This is a genomic window from Kovacikia sp. CALU 1929, assembly GCF_056784235.1.
The window spans coordinates 1-16,749 of record NZ_JBXBCF010000100.1 but is presented as its reverse complement, the minus strand read 5'-3'; the positions used below and the strand labels follow the sequence as shown (position 1 = coordinate 16,749).

Here is a 16,749-nt window from a genome sequence, read left to right as displayed (position 1 = left end):
TGGGTTGTTGCTCAATCATCATTAGTTACTAGTCACTGTTTATTGACTGAGGATTAATCACCAAATCTTTCAACCACCTTTATTCCTTGATCATGAGGCTCTAATTCAAGGAGTACAAGGTATAGAGCAACGTTTATTGAATTTTCTAGATCGCTGGCATAGTCCATAAGACATAGTGTTTAGGAAGCGTTTAGAGAGTGTTTAGGTCAGTTCTATACCTAAAAATATAAATTTGTATCTAAACGTAGACTACGCCTTATTTCCGGGCGATTCTACTTAAAAATCGCTAGACTTTTGAAGATAAGACTGGCTCAATGATCATCTTTTCTATTTCAGAGGAGCCAAATGCTGCAATTCCAACGTGTTTTTGATTCAAGGAACTGGAATTTAAGAACATTCTGGTTGGTGGTAGGACTCTTTGCAGTGGTTTTGTCCCTAGAGTTTTCAACCCCACCGGATTACGTGTTTGGCTACCTCTACATTGGCCCGATTCTGCTGGCGAGTGCTCACCTGAGTCGCAAAACCACCTTTCAAGTAACGCTGGTCGCCTGTGTTCTCACGCTGATGAACGTCTGGTTGCCAGGAATTGAAACTGTGAAAGCACCTACAATCTCCAGCCGAGTCATTGCAACCCTGGCGCTGATCGTCACAGGGGTCTTAAGCGATCGCAATCGCCTCTATCAGCAGACCGTCCTACAGCAGCAAGCCAAATTGAAAGCCCAGGAAGCGTTAGCCAGTATTCGGGAAGACTTTGCGTCAGCTCTCACCCATGATCTGAAAACGCCCTTATTAGGAGCGATTGAGACCCTCAAAGCATTTCAACAAGGCAGCTTTGGCTTAGTCCAACCGAGCCAACAAAGTGTCCTAGCAACAATGGTGCGTAGCCATAAAACAACCCTGCAAATGGTTGAAACACTGCTAAATGTCTACCGAAACGATAATGAGGGGTTACAGCTTCATCTGGCTCCAGTAGATTTAGGAACAATTGCAGAAGAAGTCATCTCAACAATGGCTGACCTGGCTGCTAGTCGTCGAGTTCACATTTCTATGCATTACGGGGCATCTGATTTCCGCCAGTTTCTTTGGGTGAAAGGAGACACCCTACAACTTCAGCGGGTGATGGCAAATCTACTTGCCAATGCGATCAACCATTCCCCTCGAGGTGCAAGAGTTGAGGTTGTCCTGGAACCCGGCTCGTCTCACCAAACCGTGAAGGTGACAGACAATGGTGCAGGCATCCAACCTAACGAGCTTCCCCACCTGTTTGAACGGTTCTATCAAGGACAGAGCGATCGGCAGGCAAAAGGATCAGGCTTAGGGCTTTACCTATCTCGGCAGATTGTCGAAGCCCACAGCGGTACAATTTGGGCAGAGAATCGACAACCCAGCGGAGCAAGCTTCGCTTTTCGGCTACCGACCTTTCCGTACAACCCTTCCCATTCGGTTTAAGATGGCATCCCCACCACTCAAAATTCTTCTCGTTGAAGATGATGAACTCTTTCGTCTCGGCTTACGGGTGCGGCTAGAACGAGAGTCGGGGTTAGAAATTGCGGCAGAGGCAGAAGATGGGGAGACGGCGATCGAAATGGTCAAATCTCACTCGCTCAATATCGTCGTTTTAGATATTGGTCTACCAGGTCTGGGTGGAGTCGAAGCCTGTCGGCAGATCAGGCAGTTAGCTCCGAATCTCCCCGTTCTAGTGCTCACCTCGCATACACAGAAAGCATTGATTAACCGCATTATTGAAGTTGGAGCACAAGGCTATTGCCTCAAAGGTGCGCCCTCACAGACTCTAATTCTGGCTATTCAATCGGTTGCTGCCGGGGCATCCTGGTGGGATCCTGCTGCCACAACTGAAATTCGGGCTGCCTTCGAGAGTAATTCCAGTGCCACACCAGCCAGTGGCTCAGATAAATCGCTTCCTGTTCTAACTCGGCGAGAACAGGAAATCCTGGCTTTAATTGCCGATGGTAAAACCAACCAAGAAATCGCCCAAATGCTATACATTGCACCCGGAACAGTCCGAGTCCATGTTCATGCCATTTTGCAGAAGCTAGATGTGCGCGATCGCACCCAGGCAGCTGTTCTGGCTATTCAGAGGAAACTGATTGCTGAGGACTTGATACCCTAGTAGACTGCGACATAAGGTTTGGCAACTCTTGTAAAGGTATCAGATACCAGGTGTCAAGTGTCAAGTGTCAGGTGTCAGGAAACGTCACTTCGTTTGTCAGAAACGCATCACTGACAGTCAAACTAAAAGAGATTGGTGACCCCTATGGATTTGAGCAACTGACGTACAAGATGAATGACTTTATTTATCCACGGGTGCATCAATCGAGTGCATCAACGAAACTGACAACGCATCCTTTCACCTGCTTAGAGTGACCAAAAGACGGTTAAGGATGATCAAAAATCTCACTTAAAACGTTTGACAACTATATAACTATTAAGTTATAAAATAGCAAGACGGTTTTCCGTCGATTCATACCGCATTCTTACCAATTGGCACTTATTGGATTATGACAACACTTCTACAAAGGCGCGATCGCGCCAATTTCTGGGATCGATTTTGTAACTGGGTAACCAGTATCGAGAATCGATTGTACGTGGGTTGGTTTGGGATTCTGTTGATTCCAACGGCTTTAACGGCTGCAATTGTCTTTACCCTGGCATTTATTGCCGCCCCTCCCGTCGATATTGATGGTATCCGTGAACCTGTGAGTGGTTCTTTGCTCTATGGCAATAACCTGATTACGGCAACAGTGGTGCCTACGTCTAATGCGATCGGATTACACTTCTATCCCATCTGGTCAGCAGCTTCTCTGGATGAGTGGCTCTACAACGGTGGTCCCTACCAGATGATTATTTTTCACTTCCTGATTGCCGTCTATGCTTACATGGGTCGTCAATGGGAACTCAGCTATCGTCTGGGAATGCGCCCCTGGATTCCAGTCGCCTTCTCCGCTCCGGCTTCTGCGGCTACCGCTGTATTACTCATCTACCCAATTGGACAGGGTAGCTTCTCCGACGGACTGATGCTGGGGATTTCTGGCACCTTCAACTTCATGATTGTGTTCACTGCTGAACATAATGTCCTGATGCATCCCTTCCACATGCTGGGTGTAATCGGTGTCTTTGGTGGCGCTCTGTTCTCTGCAATGCACGGTTCCCTGGTGACATCGTCTTTGGTGCGGGAGACCACCGAAGGGGAGTCCCAGAACTACGGCTACAAATTCGGTCAGGAAGGAGAAACCTACAACATTGTGGCGGCTCACGGCTACTTTGGTCGTTTGATCTTCCAGTACGCTTCCTTTAATAACTCCCGTGCCTTGCATTTCCTCCTGGCGGCGTGGCCCGTAATTGGTATCTGGTTTGCTTCTCTCGGCATCAGCACCATGTCTTTTAACTTGAATGGATTCAACTTTAACGAGTCCGTTCTGGATAGTCAGGGAAGGGCAATTCCCACTTGGGCAGACATTCTCAACCGTGCCAACCTGGGAATTGAGGTCATCCATGAGCGGAATGCCCACAACTTCCCTCTGGATCTGGCTTCCGGTGAGGCACAACCCATTGCCCTGGTAGCACCCGCTATCTCCAGTTAAGCTCGATGGTTCTCCGCTTTCACGTTTTTGGATGAGTGGTTGATGAATAGCGCCCTGTTAGGGGCGCTTTTTTATAGCGGTAACTATCTACATTTAGGCAGCTTATTAACCCAGCGGACTTTTCCCAGCAATTTCGTCCCGACTAACATACAGTAACGCACCAGAGACTGATTTCGGTGCGTTCCACTACGCTTTAGCGTTCGCATTGCGTGTGCTTTGCACTTAGCCATGCCCGCAGGGCTATACAGCACCCTACCGTCAATGCTGCAACCTATCACTGCTTTAACAGGGGACAAAAAGTTTAGATCCCCGGAATCTTGAAGATTCCGGGGATCTGGGCTAAAGGTTTGATAATTAACCAGTACCGACTAACGCACCGTTCCACGTAATGCTTCAGCATCAATGGGTTTCGTGAAATAAATGCGTACAAGATGGCCCACGATCGCCAGTTGGAGCGGTAACTTGCGTAGGGTTTTTAACCACCTAGGTTGGGAGGAGCGATCGATCTCAGACATTTGCAAATTGAGATCAGAACAGCGATGGAGCCGAGGGAAAAACTCCGGGTGGTCGGTGTTGAGAACAGAGGGAAATGCACGGGCTGCGGTTTCGTTCGTTTGGCGGATCACTTCCGCATCAAAATCCGTTGGGTCAAGTCCTAACGTGTGATAAAAGTCAGTTCGCTCATGCACCGTTAGCGTGTGGGTGGCGAAGACGGTCAGTAGGAAAAAGCGACTCCACAGGCGAGATTTCCAGGTTTGCCAGAGTTTTGGTTGAGAGCGTAACAGTGCCTTAAAGATATCTCCATGACGATTTTCATCCTGGCACCAGCTTTCAAAATAGCGGAACAGGGGATAGAACTGGTTTTCAGGATGCTTCTCCAGATGCCGGTAAATGATGATATAGCGCCAGTAGCCAATCTTTTCTGACAGATAAACTGTGTAAAGCACCCACTCGATTGGAAAGAAAGTGTAGACCCGATTTTTGGTCAGATAGCCCAGATCCATCGTGCAGCCGAAGTCACCCATCGCTTTATTGAGGAATCCGGCATGACGGGCTTCATCCCGCGCCATCAGATTGAACATCTCAGACAGGAGAGGGCTACGATCCTTCAACTTGCGTGAGAGTTCCTTAAACAGCAGGAAGCCAGAGAACTCAGACACACACGATCGCTCCAGGTAATCAATAAACGCCTGCCGCGCTTCTCCCGTAATGTGATCCCAGGATTGATTAAAGGACTCATCCCGGACGAAATGATGGCGGTTATAATCTGCTCGCATTTCTGCCAGCATGGTCTGCAACTCAGTCTCCTGCTCTGACAAATCCATCAATGCCGCCACTTCAAAATTAGTGGTATAAAACCGGGGTGTGAGAATATTTTCCTTGAGAGATTTTCTAGAAACAGTCTCTGAAGTTGGCTTGGGCAGAGAAGTCACCATAATACTTGGCACCGCTACAAACTGAATAACTATCAAGTTATAATAAATTCCGGCATTTGACCAGACCTTTTCTACAAAGACCTCAGCAGATATCTCTGAAAGACTTTATTAAGAAATAAAACCCTTCATTCTATTAATCGCTATCTGGTTATACAGTTTTCAATAGTGTTTGATTGGGTATCATACCCAGGAAGCAGATTCTTCGCACAGCATTACTCAACACTGCCATTATCCGAAATTGAGGTATTTGATATGAGCCAGGATTTAGCTCAACGCCTGCGAGAAGGCACTCAACACTCCCATACTGCGGCTGAAAATACAGCATTTATGAAGTGTTTCTTGAAAGGAATTGTGGAGCGGGAACCCTTTCGCAAGCTGCTGGCAAACTTGTATCTCGTCTACAGTGCCCTGGAAGCAGGTCTGGAACGGCACCGCAACCATCCTGTCGTTGGAGGAATCGTTTTCCCTGAATTGAACCGGACTGCCAATTTAGAGCGAGATCTGGCATTTTACTATGGCGACAACTGGTATGAGCAAATTACGCCCTTACCAGCGGGTCAGGTCTATGTCGATCGGCTGCATGAAATCGCTAACACCGATCCCGTCCTGCTGATTGCCCATGCCTACACCCGTTACATGGGTGATCTCTCTGGTGGTCAAGCATTAAAGAATATTGTTCGTTCTGCGTTGAACTTGCCCCCCGACCAGGGCACTGCCCTGCATGAGTTTGAGCAATTACCAACCATTGAGGCAAAGCGGGCATTCAAAGTGAAATACCGGGATGCCCTCAATTCCTTGCCAGTTGACGATGCCACCATTCAACGAATTGTAGATGAGGCAAACTACGCCTTCACCTTGAATCGAGACGTGGTACACCAACTGGAGCCAGAGGTCAAAGCCGCCGTTGGCGAACACGTATTTGACCTCCTCATCCGCCAGGAAATCCCAGGAGCCACCGAACCGCATCCAGTCGGGAAAGAACCCGCGGTGGAATACAGCATTTAACTCGGTATGCGATAATCCCCAGATCCCCGGCACCTATGAGATTTACCTTAGCCAATTACATGCAGATCAACGAAATGCTGGGGATCTTGGCTATTAAGTTGCACATCACATATTTGGGTCATTGGTCATTGGTCATTGGTCATTGGTCATTGGTATTTACAGATGACAAAGGACGAATGACAAAGGACGAAACTATTCCCAAATTCTCATCTTTCAACTCCCCCTACCCACTAGAGGAGAACCGATTCGCATGACAACTTTGCTGCCTGCGGTGCAATTCAATCGAGAGCTGCTGAATAAGTATGATCAGCCTTTACCGCGTTACACCAGCTATCCGCCTGCAACGGAACTGAGAACGGATTTTGGCACCTGTAATTACAACCAGGCGATCGCTGCCCTGAATCAACGCTCATCACCTTTATCACTCTACGTCCACATCCCCTTTTGTCAGAGTGCCTGCTACTTCTGTGGATGTAATGTCATCGTTTCCAATAATAAAAACATTGCCTCCTCGTACCTGGAATATTTAACTAAAGAAATTGAACAAACATCTGCCCAACTGGATTCCAGTAAACCTGTGGTGCAAATGCATTGGGGCGGTGGAACACCCAACTATTTGACCATTGAACAGGTTGAGCAGTTGTGGACGGTCATTCATCGTCATTTCAATTTCACACCGAATGCAGAAATTTCGATTGAAATCAACCCCCGTTATGTTGACCAACCCTATATCCAGGCATTGCGGGAGATTGGTTTTAACCGCATCAGTTTTGGTATTCAGGATTTCAATCCACAGGTGCAGGCAGCCGTAAACCGGGTTCAGCCGGAGGAGTTGCTGTTTAATGTGATGAGCTGGGTGCGGCAGGCTCAATTTGACAGCGTTAATGTGGATTTGATTTATGGATTGCCCTACCAAACCTTACAGACGTTTGAAGAAACCATTCAAAAAACGATTGATTTGAATCCCAATCGGATTGCCATCTTCAACTTTGCTTATATTCCCTGGATTAAACCCGTCCAAAAGAACATTCCAGAACATGCGCTGCCATCACCGCAGGAAAAACTAGAAATACTGCAAATGGCGATCGCCAAATTGACCCGCAACGAGTATTTCTACATTGGCATGGATCACTTTGCCAAACCCGATGACGAACTGGCGATCGCCCAGGGCAATGGTGCTTTGAAGCGGAACTTCCAGGGTTATACCACTCAACCGGATGCAGAGTTGCTCGGTTTTGGGCTGACCTCCATCAGTATGCTACACGATGCCTACTTCCAAAATCACAAGCGGTTACGCGACTACTACCAGGCAATTGACGAGAACCAACCGCCAGTGGAAAAAGGGATCAATCTCCATCGTGATGACATCATTCGGCGTGAAATTATCATGCAACTGATGTGTCATTTTGGTTTATCTAAACCAGAATTTGAAACAAAATACCACTTAGACTTTGATACCTACTTTGCACCGGAACTGGTCGATCTCCAGACCCTAGAAGCAGATGGGTTAGTCAGGCTCTTCTCCAATCGCATTGACGTAACACCCATTGGGCGCTTGCTAATTCGCAATATTGCTGCCGTTTTTGATTCCTATCTGCGCGATCGCATCATAGCGAATTTCTCCAGAGCTATTTAAGCCAGCCTTTTAATCCAGGAGTATTGGTTATGCGTATCCTGATGATTCAACCCAACTATCATTCTGGTGGGGCTGAAATTGCGGGCAACTGGCCCCCCAGTTGGGTTCCCTATGTGGGGGGTGCTTTAAAGATGGCGGGTTTTACTGAAGTTCGCTTTATTGATGCCATGAGCAATCACATTGATGATGTTGAATTGGCTCACAAAGTGAGGGACTATCAGCCCGATGTGGTGCTGGCAACCGCAATCACGCCGATGATCTACAAGTCTCAAAGCACGCTGAGACTGGTGAAAGAAGTTTGTCCCAATGCAAAAACAATTATGGGTGGAGTCCATCCCACCTATATGTATCGGGAGGTGCTGCATGAGGCTCCGTGGGTTGATTACATCATTCGCGGCGAAGGGGAAGAGATTACGGTTAATTTATTGCGAGCCATCGATCATGGAACTGACAACCGCGATCGACGCGAAATCCTGGGACTCGCCTTTCTGGAAGAGGGCAAAATTGTCGCGACCCCGGCTCATCCACCGATCAAAGACCTGAATACTCTGACCCCTGACTGGACCCTGCTGGATTGGAGCAAATACATCTATACCCCGCTAAATACGAGAGTTGCAGTGCCCAACTACTCACGGGGCTGTCCCTTCCGCTGTCGGTTCTGCTCACAATGGAAATTCTGGCGTAAGTACCGCTCTCGTTCGCCCAAAAACTTTGTTGATGAGATTGAACGCTTAGTCAAAGAACACCAGGTTGGGTTCTTCATTCTGGCAGATGAGGAACCAACGATTAACAAAGCGCGGTTTGTAGCACTGTGCCATGAACTGATCGATCGCAACCTCGGCGTTCACTGGGGCATCAACACACGAGTAACCGACATTCTGCGGGATGAAAAGGAACTACCCTTGTACCGTAAAGCCGGACTGGTACACGTTTCCCTGGGAACAGAGGCAGCAGCACAACTGAATCTCAACCTGTTCCGTAAGGAAACGACGATCGCCGATAACAAACGCGCTGTCCAACTTCTGCGCGATAATGGCATCCTGGCAGAGGTCCAGTTCATTATGGGCTTACCCAGTGAGACTCCCAAAACCATCGAGGAAACCTACCTAATGGCACGGGACTGGAAAGCAGACATGACCAACTGGAATATGTACACCCCCTGGCCCTTTTCTGAACTGTTCCAGGATTTGCAAGACAAGGTTGAAATTCGGGATTACTCCCACTACAACTTTGTCACGCCAATTATCAAGCCCGACAATATGACCCGGGAAGAGGTACTTAAAGGCGTTCTGCGTAACTATGCCCGATTCTACTCCTGGAAGTTTTTAGAGTACTGGTTTGAACCCGATCCGTTTAAGCGACGTTATTTACTGGGTTGTCTCTGGGCATTCGTCAAAACCACACTCAACAAACGCTTCTATAACCTGAACCGGGTGAAACAGAAGGGATTGCATACCGAAATTGAGTTTGGCTTTGATGAATCTAAAATTCTTACTGCCGAACAGATGGCGCAACTTAAGCGCGACCCAGAGGGCACGCTTCTAGCGTATCGCCCCGCTGATATCGATTTCGTCGGGACTATTTCTGCCTGTGGGGCACCAAATGATTTGCCTGAATGTGATGTCAACCAGCCCCCAACCCAGTTACATCCCCATGATGTGATTCAAGTGGCTGTCATCGAAGCAGACGAACAAACTCGAATTAACCTGCGGGTAAACTTACGCGCCCAGGCGGGAATTGAGGTAGCCAGTGAAGCTACCAATGCCGAAACTGGTTTAGTCCTGCTAGAATCCATTGATGTGGATGTTGCCGTGGTCGATGGTAGCTTGCCCGATATGGATCTGGTCAAATTCATTCGGATGGCACGCAAAGTCCAGGCAAATTCTTATGTCACCTCCTCCAGGATTTTAGTGCTGGTTACCCCTGAACAGAGATCGCTGCTTGCAGAAGCAATCGCCGCTGGAGCCGATGCTTTCTGCCTCAAAGATGCCCCCATTGAACAACTAACAGAAGCTGTGCGAATCATTGATCGCCAGGGAAACTATCGAAACCCGGCGATTTTAGAACTCGTTGAGCCACCCGTAACTGCCTGGTAAGAGTGAACAGTGTAAAAGGAGTGAAGGAGTATATTCCTCCTCGCTTCTTCATTCCTATCACTCCCTACTCTCCATTCTCATTGAACCTTTGTGTGGTTGAGGATTTTTTTGAATGACTGCAAATAATTTACTTACAGAACCCAAACGCAATCTCTCGCTCAATTGGTTTGCTGTAATTTTCTTCGGTAGTGTGCATCTGCTGGCAATGCTGGCACCGTGGTTTTTCTCCTGGTCTGCGTTGGGTGTGACTTTATTTCTGCACTGGTTCTTCGGCAGTATTGGCATCTGTCTGGGTTATCACAGACTATTGAGTCACCGTAGTTTACAAGTGCCGCAATGGCTAGAGTATGCGATTGCCTTGATTGGTGCCTTAGCCTTACAGGGGGGACCCATCTTCTGGGTGGCGGGACACCGCTTGCACCACGCCTATACCGAAGATAAGGATAAAGACCCCTACGCTGCCAGTCGAGGCTTCTGGTGGAGCCATATGCTGTGGTTGTTCTATCCCCAGGCAGAGTTCTTCAATTATGAGCAGTACAAACGATTTGCTCCCGATTTGGAGCGGGATCCGTTTTATCGTTGGTTAAATCGCTACTTTTTTCTACTGCAAATTCCGCTGGGTCTGTTGCTCTACGCGATCGGGGGTTGGTCGTTTGTGATCTGGGGCATTTTCGTTAGAGTCGTTTTACTCTGGCATAGTACCTGGTTTATCAACTCTGTGACCCATATGTGGGGCTACCGCACCTTTGATACCGATGATAACTCTCGTAACCTTTGGTGGGCAGCTATTTTCACCTATGGAGAAGGTTGGCACAACAATCACCACGCCCATCCTAATGTGGCAAAAGCTGGCTGGTGCTGGTGGGAATTTGATGTGACCTGGTGGGCAATCTGGGTACTGAAGAGCATTGGCTTAGCTCGCAAAGTTGTCATGCCACCATCACAAGCGACCACTAATGAATAATTAGCGCCAGAACAATCATGGCACAGCCAGTAGATACGGTATCAACACTTGATTACCACAGTGAAACCTATAAAGCTCCATACAGCCGTATCAACGCGATCGCGATCAAAGGAGAGCAACATGCTTTTGACAACTTTTTACAGTTAGCCCAACTGTTACCTGACAACTGCTGAGTGCGTTCTACCACAGAGACAACGCCAACTAATTCCGCCCAAAACCGAATGGCTAAGGTGGCAGCATCTTGACTCACAGGATAACTCCAGGGTGCCAACGCAGGGAGTTAAGGGCGAGGGCGGATTGTGTGGTTCATATCACGATTCAGCAATGCCGAAAAAGCTTTAGGGTGCGCTGCTTAAGCAACGCACCCTACAAACTCTAAACTTGCTTTTTCACATCATTTCAATGGGCGTTGCTGATTTTAAGTATGAATTGGAAGTTGTATAAATTGAAACTTTGTCCGAATTCGTACTGATATTCAGCACCACATTGCAATGACGCATAAGTAAAACAAGTAACGGGTTTACTGACGCATTGGCTGAGCTTTACCTTGAGGAACTGGCTGAGCAATATACTTAAAGTTTTCGTCAGAGTTCCACGGACCTCGTTCATCTTTGCCATTGGATGACAGGTTGTAATAGATGTCTACCGTTTCATCAGGCTGTACATTGCCAAAGAACGGATCATCAAGCTTGCCCAAGGACTCTAACGCTTTCATGAACATTTTGGTGTGTGAGATTTCGCGGGTTAACAAATGCACCAGCGTCCGCTTTGTTCCTTCGTCGGTGGAGAGCTTGATCAACGATTCATAAGTTTGACGGGCACCTGCTTCTGCCGCAATGTTGGCTCTCAGGTCGCGTACAACATCTCCTCCTTCATTGATGTAGTTTGCTGTCCAGGCACTTCCCTGGCTATCGAGAAAGTGGGGACCCATGCCACGTATCGCAAATAGAGAGCTTTTGTAGGCTTCTGTTTGATCTACACTCTTGGTGTGTTCTTCGATGAGCTTTCCAATCATTTCTAGATGACCAAACTCCTCGATCGCAATGTCTTGAAGCATATCGCGAAGTCCAGCATCCTCAACATGAAACGATTGCACCCAATATTGCAGGGCAGCCGTGAGTTCTCCAGTCGCTCCACCAAACTGCTCTAGCAGCAGTTGGGCAAAACGAGGATTGGCTTCGCCTGTGTTGACGGTATGAATTGTTTCTTTTTTATGGAAAAACATTCAGTTGATATCCTCTTTTATTCCGCGTGGACTGATTAAAAGCAATCCCAAATAATATTAGGATTCTTTAACTTCTCATTAATGGTAGAGTCGGCTTCTCCATAAAGCTTGCTCCTAGGGAAGGAGTTTCAATCGGTGATGAAAAGTTTGTCAGGTATCGCTACACACAAACGGCTCAGGCTACGATAGCCAATCATGGTAATAATAAGCTTTAGCCTCTTATGCTGAGAGATATGGCTACAGGAATAACAATGCCTATGCCCACCGACTACCCAGAGCTAATCAGTTAGATGCAGAAGTAGATGCAGAAGTGATTTAGGATCCAGAAGGGATTTGTGTCCGGTGAGGGGCAGCGTTGGCGATCGAGATATAAAGATAGGCTAAATCGCCCACTGGTACCAATGCCGAGGCATACCAAGGCTTCCACAAACTTGACCGCGACACTCACACTATCAATGACGGGAATACCCAGATCCTGGCTCAGAGGAATGGAGAGGTCAGCCATCCCACCACAGCCCAGGACGATCGCGCCACAACCATCTTCTGCGATCGCCCGCCGACACTCCTGGAGAATCGCTGTTTTGGCTGTAACGGTTTCCAGATCCAGTACAGGCAGATCAATTGCCCAAATCTGGCGACAAATGGAATTCATACCATAGCGATCGTCCAGATGTTTAGCCATAATTCGAGTGCGGTTTGGTGCCGTGACAATCGAGAATCCAGTCGCAACCAAACTGGCTGCGTGCATAGCTGCCTCTGCAATCCCAAACACTGGACCTTTGACCAACTCACGGGCTGCCAGTAGTCCTGGATCGCCTGACCAGCCAGATGGAACAGTTTCAAACTGCTCGACTTACGGTTGTCCTGGCGACTATTTGCAAAGCGTTCCCGCAGGGTAGGCGCGGCTATACGGGCAAAACCTGCCTCCGCAGGTTACGGAAATTCCTCATTTACTTGAGTCCGCACAGGCGTTCATGTAGTCGCGGGTTTAACCGCTGAACCTTTTCAAGCACCCTCTTAGCATGAAAATGATGGAGAACATAACCGTAAATAGATATCACGCTTGTCATCAATAAAAGCTCTCCGACCGTGCATGATTCTAGTGTTATCAACCATCAGGATATCACCCTTTTCCCAGTAGATTTCTGCCGTTATTTTTTCAGCAATTTCATTCAGTTCAAGCATGATTTCATCATTAATTTCTGAGCCATCCTCAAATGAAACAATATCTGGAGACATGCTTTTCGCTGGCAGCAAGCTATTAATAAAGACTAGATATTCTCCAGAGCTGCCTGGATGTACGGCTGAGCAAATATAATGAACATCGATTGATTCATCTCCATTGATTTGCAGATGAATGTCGTTACTCTGACATATTTGTTTCACTACGTTTAAATCGTCAGTCTTATATCGATTTTTCCAGGCATCCTTGTCCAGATGTCCACGATATCTCAACTTTTTCTGAGTAAATAGCTCTTTCAGCGGATGAGTAAGCTCGTCAAAGAAGCGCTTGCCATCACAAACTATTGTTTCACCATTTTGAGAGGCTGGATGGGCACAGAAAAACCACAGCATCAGTGGGATGGTTTTTTGATAGTACATTTCTCCATGTAATTTAATCTCATGGTTGAAATCATTTACGCTCAAAACAGTGTTATCTCCATTAATTATTCTACGGTTAAATACTCCTCCTGTATAATCCATGAAATTTTCACTGAAATTGTTAGTAAATTGCGTAAAGATATCGACATCTGCCTCAAATCCTCTGAATAACAATAATCCTTCAGATTGAAATAGTTTTATAATTGATTCTTCATCCAGATCAAATATCTTAATATTGTCAGCGTTGATAACTTGCTGCCCAACCATTTCTGACAAGGGCTGTGCATAAGGTTTTATGCTCGTTTTCATAATCATCGTTGACCTGTTTTTCTTCAAGGGAGATAATTGAATAACTAATCAAACCAATATTTTAATGTGGTTCAACAATATCAGAATCTAGTTGCTTTATGCAGAACTAATTCAATGAGTCATGTTAGTCAAGTAAATCTGGTTCCTGCCGAACGATCATGTCATACAGAGACTGAAAACTAAGCCATCCAATTTGATGAGAGCCAATCTGGCTGTAGGTTAAACGAGCTGTTTCAGGAGCGATCGGCACTGGTTCTCCTGCTGCTTCAGCTATGAGTTGAGCTTGGCAGGAGCGTTCCATCGTGACAAGCCACCATGTCGCCTCATCTACTGAATGACCAACGGTTAGTAAGCCGTGGTTGCGGAGTATAACAGCCTTTCTTTCCCCCAGTATGTCAGCAATACGCTTGCCTTCTTGAGTGTCTAGAACTACTCCAGTGTAGTCATTGAACAATGCTTGGTCTTCGTAAAAAGCACAAGCATCCTGAGTCAGGGGATCGAGCAAGCGTCCCATTGTTGACCAAGCTTTGCCATAAAGTGAGTGTGCATGGGCTGCCGCGTTCACGTCAGGTCGGGCTTGATGGATTTGGGAGTGGATAGCGAAAGCCGCTGTATTGACAGGTCTGTTCCCTCTTACAACTTCGCCTTTATGGTTGACCAGCAATAAGTCTGATACTCGAATGTGACCGAAGTACATTCCAAAAGGGTTAACCCAAAAGCAATCTAGAAATTCAGGGTCACGGACTGTAATGTGTCCGGCAATACCTTCATCGAACCCATAGTGGGCGAACAGGCGAAATGCAGCAGCAAGACGCTGTTGGCGGTGACAGCGCTCATCTTCTAGGCGGTTAAATGTTGGTGGTGAAGGGAAGTTCAATTCTGTCACAGATTTACCTCATATAGGGACAGCGGTAGCCTCCGATTTGAAATGATCTCAAATGTCTAATGATCGAGCTGAACCGCACCAGCCAGACTCCACCGCCTCCACAACATTTGTTGATGGGCGGTTAGACTTTGACAAACAGCTTTTCGACTTTGGATCTCACTGTTAACTTGCAGCGTTTCAGTTCCAGCGAGGTTGTTAATCGATAGCTCTGCCTAAGACTTTAGCATAGATGTCAAGTCTGATACAGCGCTGTCAAATTAAAGGTGAAGTTGTGCGGCGGTAGATAACCTTGAACTCCCACCGATAACTCAAATCTTGCACCTTTCCCAATAAGCCAGGGAAGGCAAGGATTTGAGAACAATTTCAAACCCATGTTGTGGGGCAATATCTGCACTCATTCGGATCTGTTTGAGTAATTGAAACCAGACAATCGAGGGCAATAAAGTTTCGAGTGCCAAGCGACTGGCAGTTTTCCACTCCAGCACAGGGGGCAGTGACCATTGATCAATCCAGTGCGCTAACAGATAAGCAATCAGGGACAAAATTAGCCAACGATAAACCCCTAACTTGGTGCCTTGACCAAAACAATGAAGACCAAACGGATGGTTAGCCGTTTTGAAAAAGGCTTCAATCGCCCAACGTTTGCCCCCTAACTGGACAAATATGCTCCAGAATCAGGATAGGTGGAGGCGACAAATCGCAATTCTCGTTTGCCATCGGCTCGTTTGAGCCAAAACCAGGAGACGGTGACGGGATAGCCGATGTCTTTGAGATACACTTGCAGACCCCGTTTGACGTGACGATAGAGGTCTTTGAGACAACGACCGTCTTGTAAAGTACGATTGCTCCTGAGTCCGCCGACGGGTCACCAGGAGCGACTGCGAACAGCATTGAGAAACTCGACGGTACCAAACTCGGTATCTGCTTGCACAATCACCACTCCCCCCTTGAGTAAGGACTTGAGCACCGTTGCCAATAACTTGCACCCCAACGGGGAAGGGCTAGCATCCCCCTTCCCCCCCCAAACCCGAAAACTCCAGCACACTCCCCAGTCACCTACGACCAGATAGAGGACAACCCGGCAAACCTCGTTTACCGTTAAGAAAGCGCACCCAAGGGTCAGGTTGATGGGGATCTGCCGTCAGGGTACTCAAATGCCAGAACTTGCCGCTTTTTTCTAAGGTCGTTAAGTCAATCAAAATGCGATCGGTCTTTTGACATGAGGCAGATGAGTGGCAATCTGCTGCAATATCCCCTGACGAGCCGTGCCAATCCCACTCCGAGTAGACCAGGTATAGTGATTGAGAAATCGACTTAACGAACTGGTGGATTTGACTGCGGTATGGGAGGGTAAGGGGAACAACCCCAATAGAGCCTTGAGACTGGCTTTTTGATCAGCACTAGGCATCAAGCAGAGGAGCCTATCCACCAACCCTTGGACGTGTTGAAGAATGGTTTCCATGACCGTCTTTTGTTTTTTTTGCTACACCCTTCTTTCAGATTTTGTCTCTTTTGGCAACTCTTACTGAGAATTCTGCAAGATCTCAGTTCCCCTTTTGCAGATAAGCGTTCTATGGATATAAAGACCTGCTTCCTTAAGGATTGATAAAGGGCAAGCCAAAATTTCATTTTTGATGAAATTATTGACAATAACTTTTATTAGAGTACTATCAGTCTTGCGAAAGTAGCTCCCAAGCCTTGTTGGGTTGACTGATAGTGGAGCTACTGCTTTTGCTGGGGTTATCAAGGTCTTTTACGCTTTGCCTAAGGAGGGAGCCGCATTTCAGCAGTTTTAAGCAATCTAAAACTCATGCTGATTTAATCGCTTAAAAGCTATATAGTATTTTAAAGGCAAATTTTAGGTAATACCAATTTAAACAGTATTCAGGGCAGATAGGGCATCGAGAATAAATGCATACCCTGTGATGGAAGCAATTAGCTCAGGAGTTAACTGAGCAATCAGTTGATCAACTTTAAGTTGGAGTTGG

General features: G+C 47.0%; 16 protein-coding genes. 8 read left to right on the top strand and 8 right to left on the bottom strand.

What is annotated here, in order from left to right; all coding sequences use genetic code 11:
* Positions 1-423: 423 nt before the first annotated feature.
* The 3 genes from AC1S52_RS28685 (at position 424) to psbA (ending at position 3,602) form a co-directional block, all read left to right on the top strand.
* Positions 424-1,449: a sensor histidine kinase gene (locus AC1S52_RS28685; RefSeq protein WP_482032469.1), complete on the top strand. Its 1,026-nt coding sequence runs from the start codon at positions 424-426 to the stop codon at positions 1,447-1,449.
* A 1-nt stretch (position 1,450) separates the two neighbouring features.
* Positions 1,451-2,131, top strand: coding sequence for a response regulator (locus AC1S52_RS28680; RefSeq protein WP_482032468.1), 681 nt, complete (start codon positions 1,451-1,453; stop codon positions 2,129-2,131).
* A 388-nt stretch (positions 2,132-2,519) separates the two neighbouring features.
* A complete protein-coding gene (gene psbA / locus AC1S52_RS28675) occupies positions 2,520-3,602 on the top strand; it encodes a photosystem II q(b) protein (protein WP_482032467.1) in 1,083 nt (360 codons plus the stop codon).
* Between the two features lie 368 nt (positions 3,603-3,970).
* On the opposite strand, the gene acsF is transcribed toward psbA, so the two are convergent.
* A complete protein-coding gene (gene acsF, locus AC1S52_RS28670) occupies positions 3,971-5,038 on the bottom strand; it encodes a magnesium-protoporphyrin IX monomethyl ester (oxidative) cyclase (RefSeq protein WP_482032466.1) in 1,068 nt (355 codons plus the stop codon).
* Positions 5,039-5,290: 252 nt separating this feature from the next.
* On the opposite strand from acsF, the gene AC1S52_RS28665 reads away from it, so the two are divergent.
* From AC1S52_RS28665 to AC1S52_RS28645, 5 genes are all read left to right on the top strand, one after another.
* Entirely contained in the window at positions 5,291-6,043 is a 753-nt protein-coding gene (locus AC1S52_RS28665; RefSeq protein WP_482032465.1) for a biliverdin-producing heme oxygenase, read from the top strand.
* A 250-nt stretch (positions 6,044-6,293) separates the two neighbouring features.
* Positions 6,294-7,679, top strand: coding sequence for an oxygen-independent coproporphyrinogen III oxidase (hemN, locus tag AC1S52_RS28660; protein ID WP_482032464.1), 1,386 nt, complete (start codon positions 6,294-6,296; stop codon positions 7,677-7,679).
* 29 nt (positions 7,680-7,708) lie between these two features.
* Entirely contained in the window at positions 7,709-9,775 is a 2,067-nt protein-coding gene (bchE, locus tag AC1S52_RS28655; RefSeq protein WP_482032463.1) for a magnesium-protoporphyrin IX monomethyl ester anaerobic oxidative cyclase, read from the top strand.
* A 112-nt stretch (positions 9,776-9,887) separates the two neighbouring features.
* Positions 9,888-10,739 (top strand): acyl-CoA desaturase, encoded by an 852-nt coding sequence (locus AC1S52_RS28650; RefSeq protein ID WP_482032462.1) that lies wholly within the window; start codon positions 9,888-9,890, stop codon positions 10,737-10,739.
* A gap of 17 nt (positions 10,740-10,756) precedes the next feature.
* Positions 10,757-10,912: a long-chain fatty aldehyde decarbonylase gene (locus AC1S52_RS28645; RefSeq protein ID WP_482032461.1), complete on the top strand. Its 156-nt coding sequence runs from the start codon at positions 10,757-10,759 to the stop codon at positions 10,910-10,912.
* A gap of 347 nt (positions 10,913-11,259) precedes the next feature.
* Here AC1S52_RS28645 and AC1S52_RS28640 read toward each other — a convergent pair whose 3' ends face one another.
* From AC1S52_RS28640 to AC1S52_RS28610, 7 genes are all read right to left on the bottom strand, one after another.
* Positions 11,260-11,964: a manganese catalase family protein gene (locus tag AC1S52_RS28640; protein ID WP_482032460.1), complete on the bottom strand. Its 705-nt coding sequence runs from the start codon at positions 11,962-11,964 to the stop codon at positions 11,260-11,262.
* A gap of 286 nt (positions 11,965-12,250) precedes the next feature.
* Positions 12,251-12,766, bottom strand: coding sequence for an aspartate/glutamate racemase family protein (locus AC1S52_RS28635; RefSeq protein ID WP_482032491.1), 516 nt, complete (start codon positions 12,764-12,766; stop codon positions 12,251-12,253).
* Positions 12,767-12,981: 215 nt separating this feature from the next.
* Positions 12,982-13,881 carry a TauD/TfdA family dioxygenase gene (locus tag AC1S52_RS28630; RefSeq protein ID WP_482032459.1) on the bottom strand — a complete coding sequence of 300 codons (900 nt, stop codon included), beginning with the start codon at positions 13,879-13,881 and terminating at the stop codon, positions 12,982-12,984.
* Positions 13,882-13,999: 118 nt separating this feature from the next.
* Entirely contained in the window at positions 14,000-14,761 is a 762-nt protein-coding gene (locus AC1S52_RS28625; protein ID WP_482032458.1) for a class II aldolase/adducin family protein, read from the bottom strand.
* A 308-nt stretch (positions 14,762-15,069) separates the two neighbouring features.
* Positions 15,070-15,303: a hypothetical protein gene (locus tag AC1S52_RS28620; RefSeq protein ID WP_482032457.1), complete on the bottom strand. Its 234-nt coding sequence runs from the start codon at positions 15,301-15,303 to the stop codon at positions 15,070-15,072.
* A 107-nt stretch (positions 15,304-15,410) separates the two neighbouring features.
* Positions 15,411-15,539: a hypothetical protein gene (locus AC1S52_RS28615; protein ID WP_482032456.1), complete on the bottom strand. Its 129-nt coding sequence runs from the start codon at positions 15,537-15,539 to the stop codon at positions 15,411-15,413.
* Between the two features lie 417 nt (positions 15,540-15,956).
* Positions 15,957-16,223, bottom strand: a complete 267-nt coding sequence (locus AC1S52_RS28610) for a hypothetical protein (protein WP_482032455.1) — start codon at positions 16,221-16,223, stop codon at positions 15,957-15,959.
* Positions 16,224-16,749: the final 526 nt, after the last annotated feature.